The organism is Micromonospora sp. NPDC047812 (assembly GCF_040704175.1).
Classification (GTDB): domain Bacteria; phylum Actinomycetota; class Actinomycetes; order Mycobacteriales; family Micromonosporaceae; genus Micromonospora.
Genome location: NZ_JBEYRY010000001.1, coordinates 1 through 22,283, shown reverse-complemented (window position 1 = coordinate 22,283; position 22,283 = coordinate 1). Strand labels below are relative to the sequence as shown.

The window sequence follows — 22,283 nt, the reverse complement described above, 5'->3', positions numbered from 1 at the left end:
GGCCGGGCCCGGCCGGCTTCGACCGGGCCCGGCCGGGGTATGCGACTGCATGACCGCCACCGACCCCTGGCACCGGGCCCTGGCCGACCTGCTGTCCCGGTCCCACCGGCTGCCGCCGGACGAGCTCGCGGCCACGGTCGGCGCCGTGCTCCGGCCGCTGGGCGTGACGGCGACCGTGTACCTGGTCGACGCCGAGCAGCACGGCCTGCGCCCGCTGCCCGGCTCGGGGCGGACGGCACCGGAGCTGCTGCCGATCGACACCAGCCTGGCCGGGCGCGCCTTCACCCAGGTCGAGGTGCACGCGGGGCAGGGGCCACCGCCCCGGCTGTGGGTGCCGATCGTCAACGGCACCGACCGGCTGGGGCTGCTGGAGGTGTTCCCGCCGGCCGACGCCGACCTCGCCGACGAGGCGCTCCGCGACGGCTGCCGGCTCGTCTCCGGCCTGGTCGGTCACCTGGTCACCAGCAAGAGGGACTACGGGGACGCCCTGCACCGGGCGCGGCGCAGCCGGCCGATGGGGGTCTCCGCCGAGCTGCTCTGGAACCTGCTCCCGCCGCTGACCTTCGCCACCTCGGAGGTGGTGCTCAGCGCCCTGCTCGAGCCCTGCTACGAGGTCGGCGGGGACGCCTTCGACTACGCGGTGCACGACGGGCGGGTGACGCTGGCGATCCTCGACGGGGTCGGGCACGGCCTGCCTGCGGTGCTCACCACCTCGGTGGCGCTGGCGGCACTGCGGGCGGCCCGGCGCGCCGGCTCGGACCTGCCCGGCCTGGTCCGGGCCGTGGACGTCGCGATCGCCGGTCAATGGCACGACGCGCGCTTCGTCACCGCGGTGCTCGCCGAATTCGACACCGGCTCCGGACTGCTGCGGTACGTCAACGCGGGGCACCCGCCGCCGGTGCTGCTGCGCCGGGGACGGGCCGTGCGGGAGCTGACCGGGGGCCGCCGGCTCCCGCTCGGCCTGCCCGACGGCCGCGTCGAGGTGGCGCAGACCCGGCTGGAGCCCGGCGACCGGCTGCTGCTGCACACCGACGGGATGACCGAGGCACGCGACCCGGCGGGCGAGATGTTCGGGCTGTCCCGCCTCGCGGACCTCGCCGAACGGCACATCGGTTCCGGGCTGCCGGCCGCGGAGACGCTACGCCGCCTCAGTCACGCGGTGCAGGAACACCAGGGCGGGGCGCAGCAGGACGACGCGACCCTGCTGCTGGTCGAGTGGTCCGCCGACGCGTCGGCGAACTCGGAGCCCTGAGCCCGGTCAGTCCAGCCCGCGCCACCCGCGCGCGACGGGCCGACCGGCGTCGGAGTCGGAGTCGGCGAGCCCGAGCAGGGTGCCGACCCCGGTGATCCGCAGGACCCGCGCCACACCCGGCTGCGGGCCGGTCACCCGCAGCGTCACGGCGCGCTCGCGGCCGACGGAGACGCCGTGCACCAGGACGCGTACGGCGCTGGAGTCCAGGAACCGCACGTCGGCGAGGTCGACGACGACCTCCCGGACGCCGGGCCGGTGCAGCGCCTCGGTGAGCGTCGCCTCGAAGTCGCCGGCAGTGGCCATGTCGATCTCACCGGCCGGGCGCAGGACCACCCGCCCCGGCTCCGCGTTCCGCTCGCCCCGGTCCATGGCCGCCTCACCGTCGAAGGACGCGCCGGCACCGGCGCGACTCGACCATACCGACCCTCGCCCGGCCGGGCCACGCCGACGGCCGCGAGGGCCACTTGAACGCGTTCAAGAAGTCGCATACGCTGAGGCGACAAGATTTGAACGCGTTCAAGAGAGGCGTCGGCGATGGACACGAAGGTCTGGATGTACCTGGTCTACCTGGCGATCAGCATCGGGCTGACCGTCTGGGTGGCCCGGGCGCTGTCGCGCAACGGGCTGGTCTTCCTGGAGGAGGTCTTCGCCGACGAACGGCTGGCCAGGGCCGTGAACAGCCTGCTCGTCGTCGGCTTCTACCTGCTCAACCTCGGCTACGTCACGGTGGCGATGAAGCACCCCGACCCGGTCGGGTCCACCGCCCAGGCCATGGAGGAACTCTCCCTCAAGATCGGCCTGGTGCTGCTGGTGCTCGGCGCGCTGCACTTCTTCAACGTCTTCGCGCTCGGCCGGTACCGCCGTGGCCGGCTGCGCCAGTTCGCCACCCACCCGCCGCTCGCGCCGGTCGGCCGGCTGCCGATGCCGCCCGCCCCGCGCGGCGCGCACCCCGCCGGCCCGCACCCGGCCGGTCCGCACCCGGCCGGTCCGCACCCCGCTGGTCCGCACCCCGCCGGCCCGCACCCCGCCGGCCCGCACCCCGCCGGCCCGCACCCCGCCGGCCCGCACCCCGCCGGCCCGCACCCCGCCGGCCCGCACCCCGCCGGTCCGGGGGCGGAGACCGGGCCGGCCGGCAGCCCGCCGGTCCGATGACCACCAGGCCCGTCGGCGGGTCGGGTGGATTCCCGGACGCCACCGCGCACGGGGGCGGCGGCGTCCGGGGCTTCACGGTCCTCTACGACGCGCACTGCCCGCTCTGCCGGTCCGCCCGGCGCTGGCTGGCGTCCCGCGCCCAGCTCGTACCCCTGGAGTTCGTGCCGGCCGGCTCGGCCGAGGCCCGGCGGCGCTTCCCCGGCCTGGACCACGACGCCACGCTGCGCGACCTCACCGTGGTCGCGGACACCGGCGAGGTGTACGCGGGCGACGGCGCCTGGTTCGCCTGCCTCTGGGCCCTGGCCGACCACCGGGGCACCGCCGAGCGGCTGGCCCGACCGCACCTGCTCCCCCTCGCCCGGCGGGTGGTCGCCGCCGCCGCCTCGGTCCGCGAACGCGTCCGCGACCCGTGGGCGGAGCCGGGCGACGGCCTGGCGGGATACGGTGACCCCGATGACCGAGCAGACTGCGCCGACGACCGCTGCGGGTGAGCCGGCGACCGCGCGCGGCGAGCAGACCCGGCAGCTCATCCTGGACACCGCCATGCGGCTGTTCCGCGAGCGCGGGTACGCCCGGACCACCATGCGCGCCATCGCCCAGGAGGCCGGGGTGGCGGTGGGCAACGCCTACTACTACTTCGGCTCCAAGGAACACCTGATCCAGGAGTTCTACGCCCGCGCCCAGACGGAGCACCGGGCGGCGGCCGGCCCGGTGCTCGCCCGGGAACCCGACCTTGCCGCCCGGCTGGCCGGGGTGATGCACGCCGGGATCGACGTGCTCACCCCGTCGCACGCCTTCGCCGCCAGCTTCTTCAAGACGGCGGCGGAACCGACCTCCCCGCTGAGCCCCTTCTCGGCGGAGTCGTCCGGCCCGCGCGAGGCGGCGATCGGCCTCTTCGCCGAGGCGCTCGACGGCTCCACCGCCCGGGTCGACCCGGAGCTGCGCCCGCACCTGCCGGAGCTGCTCTGGTTGGCGTACATGGGTGTGGTGCTCTACTGGGTCTACGACCGCTCGCCCGGCCAGGCCCGCACCCGGCAGCTGATCGACGGCGCGGTGCCGTTGGTCGACCGGCTGGTGGGGCTGTCCCGGTTGCGGGTGCTGCGCCCGGTGACCCGGCAGGTGCTCGACCTCATTCGCACGCTGCGTCACTGACCCCCACGACGCCATCCTGCGAATAGTCGCAGGTCAAATCCCTATTCGACACCCGGGTCGCACCCATGGCGCCTTGTCTTCGCCACAACAGTTACGTAGCGTGATTGGTGCGTACGTCACCCGCGGGACCCTGGGGGGAGACTGCGGACCGTGGATCCGGCCCGGGATCCACGGTCCGCGCGCCGCCGCCGTGCGCGCGCTCAGGGTGGGTAGACGCCGAACGAGCGCCAGCCCCGGTCGGGGAAGCCGGCGGCGGTCGCCACCCGGGCGGAGGCGGTGTTGGCGGGGTCGTGCAGGTACGTCGGGACGGCCCCCTCGGCGAGCACCCGACGCGCCGCCTGGGCGACCAGCCGCCGGGCCAGTCCCCGCCCCCGGGCCGTCGGCACGGTGCCGACGGCCAGCTCGTGGCCGTACGCGTCGTGCCGCTTGATCCCGACCCCGGCCAGGTAGTGCCCCCGGGCGTCGCGCACCACCAGCACCGGACGGTCGAACACGCGGAGCCAGGACGGCAGCCCGGCGGCGCCCGCGGGTGTCCACTCCCCCACGTCCGGCAGTGGGGCCGGCGCCACGCTCCACCGGAACACGCTGTCGTGCACCGCCCAGCCGGGTCCCGCCACCACGGCGGGCAGTTGCGCGAGCGGCGGCCCGCCCGGCCGCCGGGCCCACTCGCGCACCGCCGCGACGCGGTCGGGGGACACCGAGAGCACGGTGCTCGCGCCGGCGGTCACCGCGACGGCCGGCCGGAGCCGGCCGTCCCAGGCCGGTCGGGCCCGTCGGTGCGAGCCGACCACATGCAGCCCGGGACCCGCCGGCCACTGGCCGAGCCAGCACGCCAGGTGCAGGTGCAGCCGCCGGTCGGACATCGCCGGTCACCTCCCCGCGGCCGTCGGTGGTCACCCGGCGGCCGGGCCGCCGACGCCCGGCCCGCCTCGCCGACGATCACCGTACGCGGGCGCGGCGACCCCGCGGGACGGAACCCGTCCGGGGCGGGCGACCGGGCGTCCCGCGACCCGACGGACCGGCCCCGGGGGGAGGCGCCCCGGCGCGAGGGTTGGGTGGCGCGGCGGGCGGGTAGACGTACCGGCACGCCGACGGCCACGAATTCGTGGGACGGTCGCAGATCACGGGAACCGGACGCATCGATCGGTCGTCATATTCACTTTCATACATGGACAACTTTGTTTGGGACGGTATGGTCATGCCGAATCAGCCGAACGACCGGTACCACCAGGACCCCGAGCGACTCTGGCGGGCCACCGAGGCCGGCGGGCGGTTCCCGGCCCAGTCGGCGTACCGGGGTCACCGCGCCGGGACCGGGGCGCTCTCCTGGAGCGAGGTGAACAAGCAGCCCGCCGGCGCCTCCTCGCGCGGCGGCCTGAACACCCGCTGACCGCTGCGGGCGGCGGGGCGGCTCCGCGACACACCCGGACGGTCCACCGGCGGCTTTCGCACACCTGTCGGGTAATTTCTTCTGGTCCGGCATCCCGGCCTACGACAGGAGAAGCTCCGCGCATGGGCAAGAAGACGATCCACGTCTCCGACTTCAGCGGCACGGCCATCCAGCCCGACGACGAGGTGGTCCGCGTCGTCGTCCTGGAGCACCCTGACCTGGTCGCGGGGCCCGTGCGGTTGGACGCCACCCCGGTCGAGGTGGAGGCCATCGACGACGCCGCGCTGGACGTCGCGGTGGTCGAGATCCACGACCGGCACGGCGACGGCGAGCCGCGCCGGGTGGTGCTCACCGCGAGCGAGTTCGACGCGATGGCGACCGACGTGCCGATGGCGCAACTGCTGAAGACCGCCGAGCGGGTCCGCCCGCCGAAGGCCCGCAAGGGCGCGGAGCGGGTCGACTACGGCACCATCGAGCACGCCGGCCGGCCGCACCGGGGCCGGGTCACCGAGGAGGAGGCCCGGTTGGTGCGCGAGCGGCTCGACGAGGTCAACAAGCGGCTCGCCGACGCCGGGATCCGCCAGGTCGACCCGACGGATCCCGAGCACGCCGCCCGCTACGGCTTCCCGGCCGCGCCCTGAGGCGGGTCATTCCCGCATCTGCACGGCCCGCAGGGCCGCCGCCACCCACTCCTCGGTCGCGGCCTTGCCCACGCCGAGCCCGCTGAGGGCCCCGGCGCCGTTCTCGTGCTCCAGCAGCGCGAGCAGGATGTGCTCGGTGCCGATGTAGTTGTGCCCCAGCCGCAGGGCCTCCCGGAAGGTCAGCTCCAGCGCCTTCTTGCCCTGGGCGTCGTACGGGATCAGGTCGGGCACCTCGGCGGTCGAGGGCGGCAGCGCGGCCGTCGCGGCCTCGCGTACGCGCTCCAGCGGCACCCCCTGGGCGACGATCGCCTTCGCGGCCAGGGCCTCCGGCTCGCTGAGCAGCCCCAGCACCAGGTGCTCGGGGCGGATCTCGGCGTGCCCGGTGGCCCTGGCCTCGTTCTGCGAGGCCATCACCACGTTGCGCGCGCGGGGGGTGAAGCGGGAGAAGCCCTGCTGCGGATCGAGCGGCGGGTCGTCGGGCTTCGGCACGAAGCGCTTCTGCGCCGCCTGCTTGCTGACGCCCATGCTGCGACCGATCTCGGTCCAGGACGCGCCGGAGCGGCGGGCCTGGTCGACGAAGTGGCCGATCAGGTGGTCGGCGACCTCGCCGAGATGGTCGGCGGCGATGACCGCGTCGGTGAGCTGGTCGAGCGCGTCGGTGTGCGCCTTCTTGATCGCCTGGATCAGGTCGTCCAGACGTACCGGGTTGTTCATCTGCACTGGTTCCGTCATGCGTCAACCATAAGTTGACGGCACTCGACCGTCAACCCCAAGTTGACGATGCGGTCCCCAGCGCCTCCGGCTCGCCGACCCCGGCGGACGACGGTGCGTGACGGTCGTAGGAAACTTTCACCATTGCCCCGGTCGATATAGAAGATTTACGATCCGGTCTCCATCGTCCAACCGCCCCTGCGGGACGAACATCGGAGGCAACATGTGTGACGCACCGGAGACAGCCGGCCTGAGCCACGTACCGGCCCGGCGCCGCACCCTCCTCACGGCGCTCGGCGTCGGCGTGGGGATCGGGGTCGTCGGCCTGCCCAGCCCCGCGCAGGCCGCCGTCGGCGCCTGGAGCAACCCGACGCGTGGCACGTTGACCTCCGGCTACAAGATTCCCAGCCGGCCCGGGCACCTGGGCTGGGACGTGGCCAACAGCCAGGGCACCCCGGTCTACGCCGCCGCCGCCGGCACCGTCCGGGACGTCAGGACCAACTCGTACCCGGGCGACACGACGAGCGGCCCCCTGGGCGGACGCACCGGCAACAGCGTCCACATCAACCACGCCGACAGCTACTTCTCCTACTACGGCCACCTGCACCGGGTGCTGGTCAGCGCCGGCCAGCAGATCAGCTGCGGCCAGCTGATCGGCCTGATGGGCACCACCGGCAACTCGACCGGCCCGCACCTGCACTTCGAGATCCACCGCCCCCGACTGACCTCGCTCGATCCCCGGGTCTTCCTGGCCAACCAGGGGATCACCCTCGGCTCGACGGCCCCGCTGGGCAGCACCGGCTACCCCAGCGTCGGCCAGGGCGCGTCGGGGTGGGTGCCCCGGGTGATCCAGTACCTGGTGCGGGCGCGCGGCATCTCCGTCGTGGTGGACGGGAACTTCGGCGCCGCCACCGCCAGCGCCGTGCGCAGCTTCCAGAGCGGCCGGGGCCTCTACGCCGACGGCCTGGTCGGCCCGATCACCTGGACCGCGCTCGTGCTGCCCCTGCGCGAGGGCAACTCCGGCGACCTGGTGCGCGGCCTGCAGACCGCGCTCAACGCCCGGGGGGCGAGCCTCCTCGTGGACGGCGGCTTCGGGTCGGTCACCACCAGCGCGGTGCGCGGCTTCCAGAGCCGCAACGGCCTCGTCGTCGACGGCCTCGTCGGCCCGGTGACCTGGAGCGTGCTCATCTGAGCGGCGCCGTCAGAGCCAGCCGTTGTCCCGGGCGGTGCGGAACGCCTCCGCCCGGTTGGCCACCCCGAGCTTGCTGACCGCCGCGGAGAGGTGGTTGCGGACCGTGCCCGCCGACAGGTGGGTACGGCGGGCCACCTCCGCCACCGGCGTGTCGTACTCGGCCAGCCGGAGCACGTCCAGCTCGCGCGGCGTGAGCGGGCACTCGGGCGCGGTGAGCGCGTCGGCGGCCAGGGCCGGGTCGACGTACCGGCCGCCGGCGTGCACCCGGCGGATGACGTCGGCGAGCGTCCCGCCCGGCGCGCCCTTGGGCAGGAACCCCTTGGCCCCGGCCGCCAGCGCGCGTTGCAGGTGCGGCGGCCGGCCGTGCCCGGTCAGGATCACCACCTTGCAGGCGGGCAGGACGCGCGCCAGCTCCGCGGTCACCTCCAGCCCGTCCAGGGCCGGCATCTGGAGGTCCACCACGGCGACGTCCGGCCGGTGGGCCAGCGCGGCGGTCACGGCGGCCCGCCCGTCCGGCGCCTCGGTCACCACCTCCAGGTCGGACTCCAGACCGAGCAGGGCGGCCAGCGCCGCCCGGATCAGGTCCTCGTCGTCGGCGAGCAGCACCCTGATCACGGGCGGGTCCGTACCGTCACGTCGAGGCGGAACACCCCGTCGTCGATCCGGTGGCGCAGGGTCCCCCCGGCCTCGGCCAGCCGCTCGGCCAGCCCGCGCAGCCCGAAGCTGTGCCGGTCCGGCGACGCCCCCTTGGCGCCGTCGTTCGTCATGGTCATCCGTACCTCGTCCTCGTCCTGGCTGATCTCGATGGTGCACCAGGTGGCCCGGCTGTGCCGCAGCACGTTGGTGCTGGCCTCCCGCAGCACCGCGACGAGCTGCCGGGCGATCTCCGACGGTACGTCGTCCGGCGGCAGCGCGACCGCGCAGCGGATGCCGGAGGAACGCAGCACCTGCTCCACCGCGGCGATCTGGTCCCCGAGGTCCACCGCACGGTACCCGTGCACCACCTCGCGCAGCTCGACCAGCGCCGACGCGGCCAGCCGCTGCACCTCGGCGGCCTCCCGGCTCGCCCGCCCGGCGTCCGTGGCCGCCAGCCGGGACGCCAGCTCGGCCTTCAGCGCGATGACCGAGAGGCTGTGCCCGAGCAGGTCGTGCACGTCGCGGGCGAACCGCAGCCGCTCCTCTGTGGCGGCGAGCCGGCCCTGGGCGGCCCGCCCCCGCTGCGCCTGGACGAGCAGCCCCCACAGCCAGAGCTGCAGGGCGTTCCACGCGGCCATGCAGAGGCCGGCGACCAGCACGATGGTGACCTGGCCGCGGACCGGGGCCCCGTTCCAGGCCGCCACCCCGGCGGCCGTCGCCACGGACAGCAGCACCGCCGGGCCGGCGGCCCACCACTGCCGCAGCAGGGACACCGAGCCGATCACCGACGCCCCCAGGAATCCCCAGGTCGCCCATTCCGGCCCGCCCACGGGCCCGACCAGCGGTACGGAGAGCACGGCGGCCCAGACGAACCCGGCGAGCAGGCGGCGCCGCGTCGACTCGGCCAGCCACGGGGTGATCGCCCCGTACAGCGCCCCGCTCTGCGCGGCGACGAACAGGACGACGCCCACCGTCCCGGCGAGCACCCAGCGGCGATCGTCCTCCCGTGACAGTCCGACGGCGGCCAGCAGCAGCGTGCCCAGGACGCCGCTGCCCACGGTGCTCAACGTGACGGCACGGGCGCGGCGCAGGCCGACGTCACGCTCGACCTGCGCCCGCTCCATGCTCACGCTCCCGATGCCAGGTGGCGCGATGACCTCGATCATCCGTGCCGGGGCTCCCATCGGAAGTACCGGGCGGCCACGAACAGCGACACCGCCAGCCAGACCAGCAGCACCCCGAAGGAGGGCAGCGTCTCGGCCAGAGTCCCGCCGAAGCTCAGGGCCTGGCCCTCGTCGGTGCGGGCGAGCCAGCCGACGCGCATGATCTCGGTGAACGGCCCCATGGGCAGGAACCAGAGGATCCGTTCCAGCGACTCCGGCAGCGCGCCGAGCGGCAGCAGCGCACCCGGCGTGGCCAGGAAGATCACCACGGTCGGCAGGGTGGTCAGCATGGCCGCCTCGGAGCTGCGGGTGATCGCGGAGAGCGCCGCCGAGAACGCCGCCATGATCGCGGAGCCGAACAGCAGCGCCACCGCCATCACCAGCGGGTTCTTCGGCATCGGCAGGCCCAGCCCCAGGGTGGCGTAGCCGGCCAGCACGACGAACTGGGCGAGGAAGATCACCACGGTGCTGCTGGCCGTGCCGAGCAGGATGGTGCGGTCCGAGGCGAGCCCCGCCCGCAGCCGCTTGAGCACCAGCTCCTGGCGGCGCGACGCGTACACGGTGGTCAGGTGGTGGTGCACCAGGAAGACAATGATCAGGGTGGTGATGCTGACGACCCGGCGGACGCCCGACACCGCCTCGCCCCCGTACTCGCTGACGAGCAGGATGGCGATCATCAGCGGGGTCACCACGGACATGGTGGTGGCCGTCCAGTTGCGACGCAGCGCCAGCAGTTCCATCTTCAGCATCGCGGCCATCTGCCAGAGCGGCCTGGTGGCCCGGTCGCGCGGGGCGGCGGTGGTGGTGGGGCTCGGCGTCGTCATCGTCCCGCTCATCGGGCGGCCTCCGGTTCCGCGTGCTGGTCGGTCAGGTCGTGGTCGGCGGCGATGTCCAGGAAGACATCCTCCAGGGTGGCCGGTCGGGCCGACAGGGACGCCAGCCGGATGTCGGCCGCGTTGGCCCATTCGAGCAGCCGGGTGAGGTCGGTCTGGAGCTGGCGGGACTCGTACGTGACCCGGTCGCCATCGACCAAACGGGCGGCGTGCGGCAGGTCGGGAAGCGCGTCCGTCGCCGGCAGCCGGAAGCTGATCCGGGCGGGCAGGGTGCGCACGACGTCCTCCGGGGCGCCCGTGGCGACGATGCTCCCGCCCCGCATGATGGCCACCCGGTCGGCGAGGACCTCCGCCTCCTCCAGGTAGTGCGTGGTGAGCAGGACGGTGGTCCCGCCCTTCTGGAGTTCCCGGACGACGTCCCAGGTGCGGCGCCGGGAGGCCGGGTCCATGCCGGTGGTCGGCTCGTCGAGGAAGAGCACCTCCGGCCGGCCGAGCACGGCCAGCGCCAGCTCCAGCCGCCGGCCCTCGCCGCCGGAGAGCTGCTCGACCGCCACGTTCATCCGGCCGCCGAGGTCGACCAGTTCCAGCACCTCACCGACGGTCTGCGGCCGGACGGTGAGGGAGCGCCAGATCTCCACCGTCTCCCGAACGGTCAGCGCGCCGGTGAACCCGCCGTGCTGGAGCATCACCCCCGTCCGGGGACGCAGCGCGGCCCGGTCGCGCACCGGATCCAGCCCGAGCACCCGGACCCGGCCGGAGGTGGCCGGTCGCAGTCCCTCCAGGACCTCGATGGTGGTGGTCTTACCGGCACCGTTGGTGCCCAGCAGGGCGAACAGCTCGCCCCGGCGGATCCGCAGCGAGATCCCGCGCACCGCCTCGAACTCCCCGTAGCTGCGGCGCAGCCCGTCCACTTCGATCACGACGTCATCCATGCTTCACAGGCTGCCGGCGACTGGCGACAGAACCAACCCCCGCCGCGTCACGTTCCGACCGTGTCGTACGCATGCCTCACCCGTGCGTCCCCCACGTGTGCGACGCCCGCGCCGTCGCGGTCGAGCTCACCCGCCGGTGGCGACGAACGGCGGCACGTCCACCGGGAGTTCCGGCAACACCCCGGCGAGGGCCTGCACCTTCGACCACGTCATGGTCACCTGGTCGAGGTCCCCCTCGCCCAGCGGGACGCCCAGCTCGCCGAACGCCTGGGCCAGCCGCTCCCGCCGGACGGGGTCGACGCCGTCGGTGGGCGCCTCCGGGGCGCAGACTCCCGCGAGGTCCGTCACGATCTCCAGCTTCGGCTCGCGCTCGTGCCAGCCGGTGCGCCGCTGGTAGACGTCGGCGACGGCGGCCAGCTCGAAGTCGCGGCCGGGGGCGGCGGCCAGTTGCAGCGACAGCGGCAGCCCGTCGCCGTCGGCCCCCATCGGCAGCGCCAGCGCGGGGAAGCCGACCGCGCTCCAGATGCTGGGCAGGAAGGAGATCGTCTGGAGGCTGGCCTGGTCGTCGTAGCGGGGGGCGGCGGACGGCCAGGCGGGCGTGGCGATGACGTCGACGTCGCGCAACCGCGCCCGCAGGGCCTCGGCGCCCCACCCGCGTACCCGCTGGGCCCGCAGGTACGTCTCCGCCGGGAGCACGCCGCCGAGCGCGACGTTCCACCGGAACGGCCGGCCGTAGTCGTTCCAGCGCGCCCGGAACTGCGCCCCGTGCACCTCGAACGCCTCCACCAGCATCGTCACGAGCTGCGCGGCGAAGAGCGGGAACGCCTCGTCGAAGGGCACGTCGACGACCTCCGCCCCGGCGGCCCGCAGCTCGTCGAGCGCGGCGTCGAAGGCGGCGGCGGTGTCGTCGGTCAGCCCGGCGGCGTACCGCACGAGGTCGCCCGGGACGCCGACGCGGACGCCCGCGAGGTCGGCGAGCGCCGGCCGGGACAGCTCCGCGGGCCGGTCCGCCATCACGGCGAGCAGCCGCGCGCACTCCCGGGCCGTGCGGGCCAGCGGACCCGCCGTCTCGACCGACCGCGCCAGCGGGCGGACGCCCGCCGCCGGCAGGAGACCCTGCGTCGGCTTCAGCCCGGTCACGCCGCACAGCGCGGCCGGGATCCGGATGCTGCCGTTGCTGTCGGTGCCGACACCCGCGTCGAAGAACCCGGCGGGGATGCCGTTGGCGCTGCCGCAGCTCGACCCGCCGGTCCACCGGTGCGGGTCCCACGGGTTGCGCGGCACCGGGAAGGACGCGTCCGGGTCCGGCCGGGACAGCGCGTGCTCCGCCATCGTGGTCTTGCCCACGATCACGGCGCCCGCCGCGCGCAGCCGGGCCACCACTGTCGCGTCGCGGTCGGCCCACCAGCTCGCGTCGTGCACGACGCTCTGGCAGGTGCTCGGCGCGCCGGCGACGGCGACGACGTCCTTGACGCCGATCAGCGTGCCGCGCAGCGGCCCGTCCGTACCGGGGTCGTCGATCGGGAAGCGGTGCAGGAAGGTGCCGAGCATCGGCCCGAGCCGGTCGGCCCGCTCGGCCGCGGCGGCGAGGCGGTCCATGTCAGCCCACCCCCGGGTGATCGGGCCGGCCGGTCGCGACGGTTCGCGGGGCGGCAGAAACGACGGGCCGATTACCGGCCAATTCCCGTTCGGTGCCCCTCACGGTTTCCCGGAAAAAGTCGCTGTGTGGAAAAGCGAACAGCTCAGCCGTGATGTCGTCACGGACCACGACGTCCGTTCTCACGTCGCCGTTCGACGAATGAACGTCACCGTTCCGCTTCTGACGTGTCACGAACACCTCCCCGCACGGGCCACGGAATGCGCAGCCCAGGACCACGACAGGTCCGACGATGGCGGGTACGGCCATCGCGGGGTAACCCCTACGGTCACCCCTCACCCCCCCGGAAAAAGGCATGCCGGACGCCAATCATCACGGCGGGTGGCCCCGGAACTCCTGGATTCCGACCGAGTCACGCTGCTAAATACTATTCGCATACCCGCACCGATCTAATGGGGAAATCAATGACCAACGCAATCGGGAACCTCGTGGCCACACCCACGCTCGGTGCGGCAGACCCACAGGCGATCGACGTGTCGGATGTGCACAAGAGCTACGGCGACGTGCGCGCCGTCAACGGCATCGACCTGCACCTCGCTCCCGGCGAGGTGGTCGCGTTACTCGGGCCCAACGGCGCGGGAAAGTCCACGCTCGTCGACATGATCCTGGGGCTCACCCGCCCCGACCGTGGCGAGATCCGCGTCTTCGGGCACACCCCGCGCGAGGCCATCACCCGGGGCATCATCGGGGCGACGCTCCAGGACGGCGCGCTGCTCGACGACGTGTCCATCCGCGAGCTGCTCACGATGGCGGCGTCGCTGCACGCCAAACCGCTCCCGATCGCCGAGGTGCTGCGCCGCACCGACCTCACCGACATCGCGGATCGCCGGACCCGGCTCTCCGGTGGTCAGCGCCAGCGGCTGCGGCTGGCGATGGCCCTCGTGTCCGATCCGCGCCTGCTGGTGCTGGACGAACCGACGGTGGCGATGGACGTCGAGTCCCGCCACATGTTCTGGGCCTCCATGCGGGAGTTCACCGACGCGGGGCGCACCGTGGTCTTCGCCTCCCACTATCTGGAGGAGGCCGAGGAGTTCGCCGACCGGGTGGTGCTCGTCCGCGCCGGCGTGGTCATCGCCGACGGCACCGTCGCCGAGATCCGCAGCGTGGTTGCCGGGCGCTCGCTGTCCGCCACCGTTCCGGACGCGACGGTCGAGCAGCTGCGTCTGCTGCCCGGCGTGATGACCGCCGAGGCCCGGGGCCAGCGCGTCGAACTCGTCTGTTCCGACTCCGACGCCGCCGCCCGGGAGCTGTTCGCGCGCTTCCCCAGGGCGTACGACGTCGAGATCGGCGCCCTCGGCCTGGAACAGGCGTTCCTGGCCCTCACCGCGACGAAGGGCGGGGCCGCCTGATGAGCACGGGTTTCCTCAAACTCGAAGTGAAACGGGTGATCCGGGCCCGCAAGTTCTGGATCGGCGCGTTCCTGTTCCCGACGCTGCTCTACCTCATGCAGGCCAACCTGTTCCGCGGCGAGGTCGTCGAGCGCACCGGCATCGACTTCAGCGAGCACCTGCTGGGCGGCCTCGCCGCCTTCGGTGCGCTGTTCGTCGCGCTGAACGTCGGCTCGAGGGTGGCGATCGAACGGTCGACCGGATGGCAGCGTCAGCTGCGCATCACCCCCCTGTCGCCGACCGCCTACCTGACGGCGAAGCTGGCCGCGGCGATGGTGGTGGCCTTCCCGGCGATCACGGCGGTCGCGCTCACCGGCGCGCTGTTGCAGGGCGTCAAGCTGCCGCTGGGCGGCTGGCTGCTACTTGTGCTGGGGGTCTGGCTCGGCACGCTGCCGTTCGCGCTGCTGGGCGTCCTCATCGGCCAGATCGCCACGGCCGAGAGCGTGCAGGTCCTCACCTCCGTCACGCACCTGCTGCTCGGCGCGATCGGCGGCGCGCTGTTCCCGGCGGTCGCGTTCCCCGAGTGGCTTCAGGCGGTGTCTGCGGTCGTGCCGAGCCACTGGCTGGCCGAGATCGGCCACAGCCCGTTCGAGGACAACTCCCGGCTCGGGCTCGCCGCCCTGGTGCTCGCGGGCTGGACCGTGGTGCTCGGCGGCGCCGTGACCCTGCGGTACCTGAAGGACAGCGCCCGCGTCTGAGCGCCCGCGACCAGGCGTGGACGGCAGACGCCGAAGGCCCCGCGTTCCTACCACGACGACCGTACGCACCGCTACGACGAGGGATTCCATCGTGAAAAAGAGTGCCTGGCAGATACTGCGCAAGGGCGAACCGGGCGGCCTCACGCTCACCGTCGACTTCACCAGCACCGGCCGCACCCAGGCATGCTTCCGGGACCTGGTCCCGCTGCTGAGCGCGCCCGGCGAGATCTGGGAGACGGTGGCGCCCGCCTCGGGCGCCGAGGAGACCATGTCCGGCGACGACTACGTCGAGCGGTGGGTGAAGGGCGTCCGCCGGCGCGAGCGCACGGTCGACACCGTGATCGGCTACTGCGTGGGCGCGGTGTTCGCCGCCCCCCTCGCGTCCCGGCTGGCCGAGGTGCAGGACGAGGCGCCCACGCTGATCCTGCTGGATCCGGAGCTGCCGAACATCGTCGGGTTGTACCGGGACTTCCACGCCGCCGCGGACGCGCTGCGGACCATCCTCTCCCCCGAGGAGATCGCCGCGTTCCACGCCGACGGTCAGGCGGTCCAGGAGAAGTACGGCCTGGAGGACCTCACGCTCATCGGGCCCGCCCTCGCCGGGATCTTCCGGGACGCCATCGACGTCGCGGGCCGCAGGCTCGGGCTGGACGACGACGTCCGGGGCGAGCTGGGCGGCAGCTTCGCCTCGTTCGTCGGCTACCTGCGCGCGGCGGCGGAGATCGACCCGACCGCGCGGTGGGAGACGGCGACGGCGATCACCTCCGCACACTCGACCCAGCGGGAGCAGGTGTTCGGGCGGAACATCCGGCTCGACGTCGACCACGACCAGATGCTGCGGCACCCGGACGTCGCCGCGGCGGTCTCCGGCCTGATGACCGGCTCGGACGCCGGCGTGCGGATAGCGGGGTAGCGCGATGGCGCCGAGCCCGGCGGGCCGCGGGCCCGCGCTGTTTCCCGACCTGTTCGCCGCGCAGGTGCGGTGCACCCCGGACGCCACCGCCGTCGTGTGGGGCGCGCACCGGATGACGTACGCCGAGCTGAACGCCGAGGCGAACCGGCTCGCGCACCGGCTGGTGGCGCTCGGCGCGGGCCCGGAGCGGCTCGTCGCGATCGGGATCCGCTCCGCGCACCTGGTCGTGGCCGCGCTGGCCACCCTCAAGGCCGGGGCGGCCTACCTGCCGCTGGACCTGAGCTACCCGGCGCAGCGGATCGAGCACATGCTCACCGACGCGCGGCCCATGCTGCTGCTGACCACCGCCGACGACCAGCACGCGGTGCCGGGAGCCGGCCTGCCGCGGGTGCTCCTCGACGAGTCGGACGCGTACGCCGGCCAGCCGGACACCGATCCGACGGACGCGGACCGGCTCGCCCCCCTGCGGCTGGCCAACCCCGCGTACGTCATCTACACCTCCGGCTCCACCGGCAGCCCGAAGGGCGTGGTGATCGAGCACCGCCAGCTCGACACGTACCTCCGCCACGTCGAGCGCTCCTATCCGGGGGTGCGCGGGCGCGCCGTGCTGCACTCCTCGTTCGCGTTCGACCTGACGGTCACCGCGTTCTACGCGCCGCTGTCGACCGGCGGCTGCGTGCACCTCGGCGCCCTGGAGGAGATGGGCACGCCCGCGGCGGGACCGTACGGGCAGGAGCGGCCGACGTTCGTCAAGGTGACGCCGTCGCACATTCCGCTGCTCACCGCCCTGCCCGCCGAGGCCTCCCCGACCGGGGAGCTGATGGCCGGCGGCGAGTTGCTGCTCGGCGAGACCGTCGACGCGTGGCGACGCCGGCACCCGGGTGCGCGCGTGGTCAACGAGTACGGCCCGACGGAGACGACCGTCGGGTGCAGCACCGTGGTCATCGAGCCGGACCAGCCGGTGCCGCCGGGACCGCTGCCCATCGGTCAGCCCATGCCGGACGTGCGCTTCCACGTGCTGGACGAGCGGCTCCGGCCGGTCGCGCCCGGTGAGATCGGCGAACTGTTCATCGCGGGAGGCCAGCTGGCCCGCGGCTACCTCGGCCGGCCCGCCCTGACCGCCGAGCGGTTCCTCCCGGACCCGTTCGGCCCGGCCGGGTCCCGGATGTACCGCTCGGGTGACCGGGTCCGGCCCACCGAGGACGGCGAGTACGAGTTCTGCGGGCGGGTCGACAACCAGGCGAAGATCCGCGGCTACCGCATCGAGCTCGGCGAGATCGAGGCGGCGCTGCTGCGCCGCCCGGAGGTGCGCCACGCGGCGGCGGTGATCCGCACCGACACCCCCGAGGTCAAGCAGCTCGTCGCGTACGTCGTGCCCGGGACGGACGCGAGGATCGACCCCCAGCAGGTGCGCAAGGACCTCGCCGAGACGCTGCCGGACTACATGGTGCCGAGCGCCGTGGTGAGCCTCGCGGCGCTGCCGCTGACCGTGAACGGCAAGCTCGACACGGCGGCCCTGCCGGCGCCGGAGGTCGCGGCGACGTCGGGCGGACGGGCGCCGGCCGACGAGTTGCAGGCGCTGCTGTGCGAGCTCTTCGCCACCTACACGGCCGTCTCCTCGATCGGCGTCGACGACGACTTCTTCGTCCGGGGCGGCACCAGCCTCGGCGCCGCCCAACTCGTCAACGAGGCACGCAGACGCGGGCTCACGCTGTCGCTGCGCGACGTGCTGGAAAACCGGACCGTGGCGCGACTCGCCGAGGTCTGCGCCGACACCGACCGAGGGGACGAGTGAGCATGACCATCGCAGCCAGCAGGAAGGAAGCAGCCATGTGGCTGCTCGAGCGGCTGGTGCCGGACACCGGGGTCAACAACGTGGCGGTCGCCTTCGAGGTGGCCGGCCGGATCGACCGCGGGCTGCTCACGGCGGCGCTGCGGGCGGTCCTGGCCCGCCACGAGGTGTTGCGCACGGTGTTCCGCTCGGGCGACGCGACGCTCACCCGGGAGGTGCTCGGTCCCGACGAGGTCGACGTGCCCGTGGTGGAGATCGGGGCGGGCGACGACGGGAGGGACGCCGACCTGACCGCGTTCGCCGCCGAGCCCTTCGCCATCGACGGCCGCCCCCTGCTGCGGGCGGGCGTCCGCGCGGGCGCGGACGCCGACGTGTGCTGCGTCGTCGTGCACCACCTGAACTTCGACGCCATGTCGACCACGATCCTGCTCCGCGAGCTGCTCGCCGGCTACGAGGCGCTCGCGGCGGGACGCCGGCCGGACGACGCCCCGGTGGCCGCGCTCGCGGAGCGCGCGCCGGACGAGCGCAGCGTCGCGTACTGGCGCAAGAATCTCGACGGGCTGCGGGCCGCCGAGGCGGGCCTGTGGTGCGCCCGGCCGCCCGTCGGGGCGCCGTCCCTGCGCGCCCGGACCGTCCACCACGAACTCTCCGCGCCGGCCCGCGCCGTGGTGCGCCGCTTCCAGCGCGAACTGCGCGCCTCCGAGGCCGTCGTGCTGCTCGCGGCGTACTCGGTGCTGCTCGCCCAGCACGGCGCGGGCTCCGACGTGGTCATCGGCACCCCGGTGAACGTCCGCGACCAGCGCAGCATGAGCGCCATCGGCTACCACGCGAACCTGGTGCCGCTGCGGGTCCGGGTCGACCCGGACGCCGACTTCCGCGCCGTCGTTAAGCAGACGCGCAGTACCTTCCTCGAGGCGATCAGCCACGCCGACGTACCGCTGGAGCACGTGTCCCCCGCCGTGCTCGGCGACGCGCCGTCGTCGTGGCGCAGCTCGTTCTTCCGGCACCTGTTCAACTACGTGCCCGGCACCGTCGACGCCTCCGCCACGCTGACCGGGATGCCGGTGCGCCACGTCATGGTGGAGAACGGCTACAGCCGCTTCGACCTGGAGTTCTTCATCATGCCGGGCGAGGAGGCGACCACTGTCCGCGCGGCGTTCTGCGTCGACGCCTTCGACGCGGCCGACGTCGGGTTACTGCTGGAACGGTACGACGCGCTGCTCGTGCAGCTGGGCGACGACCTGGACCGGCCGGTGGCGCAGCTGTCCCGCCGTGGCGCGGCCGACCTCGCCCTGCCGGCGTCGCCGCCGGAGTCGGCCACCACGGCGTCCGTGCTGGACGCCGTGCACGCGACGGTCGCCGCGAACCCGGACCTCGTCGCCGTGCAGGACGGCACGGACGCCGTGTCGTACGGCCGGCTGTGGTCGGCGGCGATCGCCACCCGGGACCTGGTCGCGGCCTCGGCCGGGAGCACGGTCGCCGTGCTGGCGCCGCGCGGCGCGGAGCTGGCCGCCGCGTGGCTCGGCGTGTGGCTGGCGGGCAAGCGCTGCGTCCTGCTCGACCCGACCCAGCCGATCCCCGACCTCGCCGCGCGGCTGGCCGACTCGGGTGCCGACCCGGTGCTGGCCGCCGAGGGCCTCCCCGTGCCCGGCGCGGTGCGTATCCCCGCCGTTCCCGGCCCCACCGACGCGGTCCGCACCGACGCGCCGTCCGGTCCCGGCCTCGACGCGGTGGCCTACCTGGAGTACCACCTCGACGCGACCGCCCCGCTCGCGGTGACGGTCACCCACCGGGCCCTGGCCCGTGCCGTCGCGCGGCTCGCCGACCGGGTCACCACCACCGGGCCGGCCGTCACCGCCTGGCTGGGCAGCGCCGCCACCGACGCGGCGCTGACGGAGCTGCTGGTCGCGCTGACCACCGGCGGCCGGGTCGTCGTCGCCCCCGACGGGGCCCGCGCCGACGGCCACGCGCTCGGCGAGCTGGTGGAGCGGCACGGGGTGACCGTGGTGCAGGCGCCGCCGGCGGTGTGGCGCAAGGTGGTCGAGCACGCGGGTGCCCGGCTCGCGGGCCGCGCCGTCCTGGTGGCCCACGAACCGCTCCCCCGGCCGCTCGCCGCGCAGTTGCACGCCACCGGATGCACGCCGCACCACGGCTACACCACGCACGGCGTCGCCGGGTACGCCGCGCTCGACGGCGGACGGGAGGGGACGGGTGTCCTCCCGGCCGCCCGCGTCTTCGTCACCGAGCCCGGCACCGGGCACGAGCTGGGCATCGGCGTACGCGGGGAGCTGTGCGTCGCGGGCGACACGCTGGCCGCCGGCTACCACGGCCGGCCGGAGCTGACCGCCGCCCGGTTCGGCGAGCACCCCACGTACGGGCGGTTCCACCGCACCGGCGACCTCGCCCGCCTGCTGCCGGACGGCCGGATCGACGTCGTCGGCCCCCTGTCGGCCCAGGTACGCGTCGCCGGCCAGCGGATCCACCTGCGCGACATCGAGTCCGTCCTCGCCGCCCACCCGGACGTGGAGGCGGTCGCCGCCGTCGGGTCCACCGGCGACGCGCAGGACGTCACGGTCGTCGCGTTCGTCGAGTCCCGCAAGCCCGACGTGGCGGAGCGGCTTCGCGAGCACGCCCGCGCCGCCCTGCCGCTCACGCCCGACCTGGTCGTGCTGAACCAGCTGCCGGTCACCGTGGCGGGCACCGTGGACCGCGCGGCCCTCGTCGCGCTCGCCGCGGCGAGGGCGTCGGCCGAGGCCGACCCGCCGGACGAGACGACCGTCGCCCTGGTGGGGATCTGGACCGAGATGCTCGACCGGCCGGGCCTGCACGCGGACTCGAACTTCTTCGCCAGTGGTGGCCACTCGCTGCTGGGCGCCCAGCTCGTGCAGCGGGTGCGGACCGAACTGTCGATGCCGGTACAGCTCGCCGACCTGTTCGCCAACCCGACGCCACGGCAGCTCGCGGAGCACCTGCAGGACGCGTTCTGGGACGACGACGAGGACGACGACTGACCGTTCGCTCAACCCCCACACCGTCTCGAACCTCAGCAGAGGAGGCTCGGCGTGACTGTCGACGTCCAGCCCACACGCAGTACCGACCGTTCGATCGTCCTGACCCGCGAGGAGAACATCGAGGTCGACACGATCGCCCGCTACCTGGCGGGCCGACCGCCGCGCCTGGTGGACTCGGCCGCCTGGCTCGAAACGGCCCGCGAACTCTCCAGCAACCTGCCCGTACGCCTGCGCCAGATGGTGCGGCGCTTCGCCTGGGATCCCGGGCCCGACGCCGTGCTGCTGGTGCGGAACCTGCCCGTGGACGCCGACGAGCTGCCCGACACGCCCACGGTGGCCGGCTCGGCGCAGCGGGAGTCCACCGTGCCCGCCGCCGCGCAGGTGCTGCTCGGGCTGCAACTCGGGGAGCTCATCGCCTTCAAGGAGGAGAAGGCCGGCGCGCTGGTGCAGGACGTCGTGCCGGTGCCGGGCATGGAGAAGTTCCAGGGCAACGCGGGCTCGGTGACGCTGTCCATGCACGTGGAGAACGCCTTCCACGTCTACCGCCCGGACTACGTCGGGCTGCACTGCCTACGCAACGACCACGACAACGTGGCCGGGTTGCAGGTGACGTCGATCCGCAACGCCCTGCCGCTGCTGTCCGAGCAGGTCCGCAGGGTGCTGCACGAGCCACGGTTCGTCACCGAACCGCCGGCGTCGTTCGGCGACCTGCGCAGCGCGCCGGAACCGCACGGCATCCTCAGCGGCAGCTTCGAGGACCCGAACGTCCAGGTCGACTTCGAGAGCTCGTTCCCCCTCGACCCCGAGGCGGCGCAGGCGCTGTCGATGCTCGGCGACGCGCTGCGCACCGTCCGCCGGACGTTCATCCTGGAACCCGGTGACCTCGCGGTCGTCGACAACCGGCTGGCCCTGCACGGCCGGACCGAGTTCACGCCCCGCTACGACGGCCGCGACCGGTGGCTCCAGCGGATCTTCGTGCACCGCGACTTCCGGCGCTCCCGGGCCCTGCGCCCGCACGACGGGAACGTGCTCGACAGCGGCAACTGACGGCCCGCCCGGAGGGTCGACGCAGGATCCGTACGCACGGACCGGCTCGTCGACGACGGACCGTGGGACGCGGTGGTGATCGGCGCCGGAATGCGGCAGCCCGCACCACCGCGTCCGTGTCCCGCCCCGCGGACGCCGCCCACCGGCGACGACACCTGCCCGCGCACACCCCGTCCGGCGCCACGCAGGCCCCCGGCGCGCGCAGCCGCCGTCCGCCGCCGCGCAGCCGCCGTGCCCGGCCCGGTCCGGGTTCCCCGACCGCGGTGTTCCGCCCCGCGGCGAGGCATGGCATCATTCGCATTTGACCGAGCGGTGCTTTTCCCGCGAGGACGTCATTCGCCTCCCGGCGCTAGGGTCGACAATTCCGCGACCCTGGGCCGCCCGCCCCGCCACATTCGCCGGCCGGCGACTCGCGTCAATGCGTTGCGCAGACGTGGAATCGTCGCGCGCGCGGAGGTACGGCCTTCTGTGGGACGCCGATCCCTCCCCCCGCCCGGCCCCGGTGGCGGTGGCCCGGGGCAGCCGGAACGCGACGGCGGGAGAGCCGGTCCCGGTCCACGCCGTTACCGGTTCGCAGAGGTGCGGGGCGCCCTTCCCACACCGTGCGTGCGCGGATCATCAGTCCCGCGTGACGGTCTCATGCCCCACCACCACCCGACAATGCCTGACCAGCAACTCCGCACTGCCAACCCAATAACCCCCACCATGCACCCCCACCTCCTG

Annotated in this window: 22 protein-coding genes; 13 read left to right on the top strand and 9 right to left on the bottom strand. The window is 74.1% G+C overall.

Annotated features, from left to right (window positions below):
- Positions 1-49 precede the first annotated feature (49 nt).
- A complete protein-coding gene (locus tag AB0883_RS00110) occupies positions 50-1,252 on the top strand; it encodes a PP2C family protein-serine/threonine phosphatase (RefSeq protein ID WP_366638183.1) in 1,203 nt (400 codons plus the stop codon).
- 6 nt (positions 1,253-1,258) lie between these two features.
- Here AB0883_RS00110 and AB0883_RS00105 read toward each other — a convergent pair whose 3' ends face one another.
- A complete protein-coding gene (locus tag AB0883_RS00105) occupies positions 1,259-1,621 on the bottom strand; it encodes an STAS domain-containing protein (RefSeq protein ID WP_366638181.1) in 363 nt (120 codons plus the stop codon).
- 165 nt (positions 1,622-1,786) lie between these two features.
- Between AB0883_RS00105 and AB0883_RS00100 the strand changes: the two genes are divergently transcribed.
- The 3 genes from AB0883_RS00100 to AB0883_RS00090 are packed head-to-tail and all read left to right on the top strand — an operon-like array spanning position 1,787 to position 3,556.
- Positions 1,787-2,404, top strand: a complete 618-nt coding sequence (locus tag AB0883_RS00100) for a hypothetical protein (protein WP_366638180.1) — start codon at positions 1,787-1,789, stop codon at positions 2,402-2,404.
- A complete protein-coding gene (locus AB0883_RS00095; protein ID WP_366638178.1) occupies positions 2,401-2,895 on the top strand; it encodes a DCC1-like thiol-disulfide oxidoreductase family protein in 495 nt (164 codons plus the stop codon). The genes AB0883_RS00100 and AB0883_RS00095 overlap by 4 nt, the downstream gene beginning before the upstream one ends.
- Entirely contained in the window at positions 2,858-3,556 is a 699-nt protein-coding gene (locus AB0883_RS00090) for a TetR family transcriptional regulator (RefSeq protein ID WP_121396225.1), read from the top strand. Before AB0883_RS00095 ends, AB0883_RS00090 begins: the two co-directional genes overlap by 38 nt.
- Before the next feature lie 200 nt (positions 3,557-3,756).
- On the opposite strand, the gene AB0883_RS00085 is transcribed toward AB0883_RS00090, so the two are convergent.
- Positions 3,757-4,419, bottom strand: coding sequence for a GNAT family N-acetyltransferase (locus AB0883_RS00085; RefSeq protein WP_366638176.1), 663 nt, complete (start codon positions 4,417-4,419; stop codon positions 3,757-3,759).
- Positions 4,420-4,754: 335 nt separating this feature from the next.
- Between AB0883_RS00085 and AB0883_RS00080 the strand changes: the two genes are divergently transcribed.
- A complete protein-coding gene (locus AB0883_RS00080; protein WP_366638175.1) occupies positions 4,755-4,946 on the top strand; it encodes a DNA repair protein in 192 nt (63 codons plus the stop codon).
- Between the two features lie 122 nt (positions 4,947-5,068).
- A complete protein-coding gene (locus tag AB0883_RS00075) occupies positions 5,069-5,587 on the top strand; it encodes a hypothetical protein (RefSeq protein WP_366638173.1) in 519 nt (172 codons plus the stop codon).
- A 6-nt stretch (positions 5,588-5,593) separates the two neighbouring features.
- On the opposite strand, the gene AB0883_RS00070 is transcribed toward AB0883_RS00075, so the two are convergent.
- A complete protein-coding gene (locus AB0883_RS00070; protein ID WP_366638172.1) occupies positions 5,594-6,319 on the bottom strand; it encodes a Clp protease N-terminal domain-containing protein in 726 nt (241 codons plus the stop codon).
- Positions 6,320-6,521: 202 nt separating this feature from the next.
- Here AB0883_RS00070 and AB0883_RS00065 point away from each other — a divergent pair, with 202 nt between their 5' ends.
- Positions 6,522-7,490 carry a peptidoglycan DD-metalloendopeptidase family protein gene (locus AB0883_RS00065; protein WP_366638170.1) on the top strand — a complete coding sequence of 323 codons (969 nt, stop codon included), beginning with the start codon at positions 6,522-6,524 and terminating at the stop codon, positions 7,488-7,490.
- A 9-nt stretch (positions 7,491-7,499) separates the two neighbouring features.
- Here AB0883_RS00065 and AB0883_RS00060 read toward each other — a convergent pair whose 3' ends face one another.
- From AB0883_RS00060 to AB0883_RS00035, 6 genes are all read right to left on the bottom strand, one after another.
- Positions 7,500-8,105, bottom strand: a complete 606-nt coding sequence (locus tag AB0883_RS00060; RefSeq protein WP_101411373.1) for a response regulator transcription factor — start codon at positions 8,103-8,105, stop codon at positions 7,500-7,502.
- Complete coding sequence (locus AB0883_RS00055) at positions 8,102-9,250, bottom strand: histidine kinase (RefSeq protein ID WP_366640193.1); 1,149 nt, start codon at positions 9,248-9,250, stop codon at positions 8,102-8,104. The genes AB0883_RS00060 and AB0883_RS00055 overlap by 4 nt, the downstream gene beginning before the upstream one ends.
- Positions 9,251-9,288: 38 nt before the next feature.
- Positions 9,289-10,113, bottom strand: a complete 825-nt coding sequence (locus AB0883_RS00050) for an ABC transporter permease (protein ID WP_366638167.1) — start codon at positions 10,111-10,113, stop codon at positions 9,289-9,291.
- A gap of 8 nt (positions 10,114-10,121) precedes the next feature.
- The gene (locus AB0883_RS00045; protein WP_366638165.1) at positions 10,122-11,054 is read right to left on the bottom strand and encodes an ABC transporter ATP-binding protein; all 933 of its coding nucleotides are present in this window, start codon (positions 11,052-11,054) and stop codon (positions 10,122-10,124) included.
- A gap of 126 nt (positions 11,055-11,180) precedes the next feature.
- Positions 11,181-12,653 carry an amidase gene (locus tag AB0883_RS00040; protein WP_366638163.1) on the bottom strand — a complete coding sequence of 491 codons (1,473 nt, stop codon included), beginning with the start codon at positions 12,651-12,653 and terminating at the stop codon, positions 11,181-11,183.
- Between the two features lies 1 nt (position 12,654).
- On the bottom strand, positions 12,655-12,885 hold the full coding sequence (locus AB0883_RS00035; RefSeq protein WP_366638162.1) for a hypothetical protein: 231 nt from the start codon (positions 12,883-12,885) through the stop codon (positions 12,655-12,657).
- Between the two features lie 230 nt (positions 12,886-13,115).
- Between AB0883_RS00035 and AB0883_RS00030 the strand changes: the two genes are divergently transcribed.
- From AB0883_RS00030 to AB0883_RS00005, 6 genes are all read left to right on the top strand, one after another.
- The gene (locus AB0883_RS00030; protein WP_366638160.1) at positions 13,116-14,060 is read left to right on the top strand and encodes an ABC transporter ATP-binding protein; all 945 of its coding nucleotides are present in this window, start codon (positions 13,116-13,118) and stop codon (positions 14,058-14,060) included.
- The gene (locus AB0883_RS00025) at positions 14,060-14,797 is read left to right on the top strand and encodes an ABC transporter permease (RefSeq protein ID WP_366638158.1); all 738 of its coding nucleotides are present in this window, start codon (positions 14,060-14,062) and stop codon (positions 14,795-14,797) included. Before AB0883_RS00030 ends, AB0883_RS00025 begins: the two co-directional genes overlap by 1 nt.
- 91 nt (positions 14,798-14,888) lie before the next feature.
- Positions 14,889-15,710, top strand: coding sequence for a hypothetical protein (locus AB0883_RS00020; protein WP_366638157.1), 822 nt, complete (start codon positions 14,889-14,891; stop codon positions 15,708-15,710).
- Between the two features lie 4 nt (positions 15,711-15,714).
- Positions 15,715-17,505 (top strand): non-ribosomal peptide synthetase, encoded by a 1,791-nt coding sequence (locus AB0883_RS00015; RefSeq protein ID WP_366638155.1) that lies wholly within the window; start codon positions 15,715-15,717, stop codon positions 17,503-17,505.
- A gap of 2 nt (positions 17,506-17,507) precedes the next feature.
- Positions 17,508-20,513, top strand: a complete 3,006-nt coding sequence (locus AB0883_RS00010; protein WP_366638153.1) for a condensation domain-containing protein — start codon at positions 17,508-17,510, stop codon at positions 20,511-20,513.
- A gap of 51 nt (positions 20,514-20,564) precedes the next feature.
- Entirely contained in the window at positions 20,565-21,560 is a 996-nt protein-coding gene (locus tag AB0883_RS00005; RefSeq protein WP_366638151.1) for a TauD/TfdA family dioxygenase, read from the top strand.
- The last annotated feature ends 723 nt before the right edge of the window (positions 21,561-22,283 follow it).

Coding starts and splice junctions, on each gene's coding strand:
- AB0883_RS00110 (WP_366638183.1), top strand. CDS start 50: ATGACCGCCACCGACCCCTGGCACCGGGCCCTGGCCGACCTGCTGTCC.
- AB0883_RS00105 (WP_366638181.1), bottom strand. CDS start 1,621: ATGGACCGGGGCGAGCGGAACGCGGAGCCGGGGCGGGTGGTCCTGCGC.
- AB0883_RS00100 (WP_366638180.1), top strand. CDS start 1,787: ATGGACACGAAGGTCTGGATGTACCTGGTCTACCTGGCGATCAGCATC.
- AB0883_RS00095 (WP_366638178.1), top strand. CDS start 2,401: ATGACCACCAGGCCCGTCGGCGGGTCGGGTGGATTCCCGGACGCCACC.
- AB0883_RS00090 (WP_121396225.1), top strand. CDS start 2,858: ATGACCGAGCAGACTGCGCCGACGACCGCTGCGGGTGAGCCGGCGACC.
- AB0883_RS00085 (WP_366638176.1), bottom strand. CDS start 4,419: ATGTCCGACCGGCGGCTGCACCTGCACCTGGCGTGCTGGCTCGGCCAG.
- AB0883_RS00080 (WP_366638175.1), top strand. CDS start 4,755: ATGCCGAATCAGCCGAACGACCGGTACCACCAGGACCCCGAGCGACTC.
- AB0883_RS00075 (WP_366638173.1), top strand. CDS start 5,069: ATGGGCAAGAAGACGATCCACGTCTCCGACTTCAGCGGCACGGCCATC.
- AB0883_RS00070 (WP_366638172.1), bottom strand. CDS start 6,319: ATGACGGAACCAGTGCAGATGAACAACCCGGTACGTCTGGACGACCTG.
- AB0883_RS00065 (WP_366638170.1), top strand. CDS start 6,522: ATGTGTGACGCACCGGAGACAGCCGGCCTGAGCCACGTACCGGCCCGG.
- AB0883_RS00055 (WP_366640193.1), bottom strand. CDS start 9,250: ATGGAGCGGGCGCAGGTCGAGCGTGACGTCGGCCTGCGCCGCGCCCGT.
- AB0883_RS00050 (WP_366638167.1), bottom strand. CDS start 10,113: ATGACGACGCCGAGCCCCACCACCACCGCCGCCCCGCGCGACCGGGCC.
- AB0883_RS00045 (WP_366638165.1), bottom strand. CDS start 11,054: ATGGATGACGTCGTGATCGAAGTGGACGGGCTGCGCCGCAGCTACGGG.
- AB0883_RS00040 (WP_366638163.1), bottom strand. CDS start 12,653: ATGGACCGCCTCGCCGCCGCGGCCGAGCGGGCCGACCGGCTCGGGCCG.
- AB0883_RS00030 (WP_366638160.1), top strand. CDS start 13,116: ATGACCAACGCAATCGGGAACCTCGTGGCCACACCCACGCTCGGTGCG.
- AB0883_RS00025 (WP_366638158.1), top strand. CDS start 14,060: ATGAGCACGGGTTTCCTCAAACTCGAAGTGAAACGGGTGATCCGGGCC.
- AB0883_RS00015 (WP_366638155.1), top strand. CDS start 15,715: ATGGCGCCGAGCCCGGCGGGCCGCGGGCCCGCGCTGTTTCCCGACCTG.
- AB0883_RS00010 (WP_366638153.1), top strand. CDS start 17,508: ATGACCATCGCAGCCAGCAGGAAGGAAGCAGCCATGTGGCTGCTCGAG.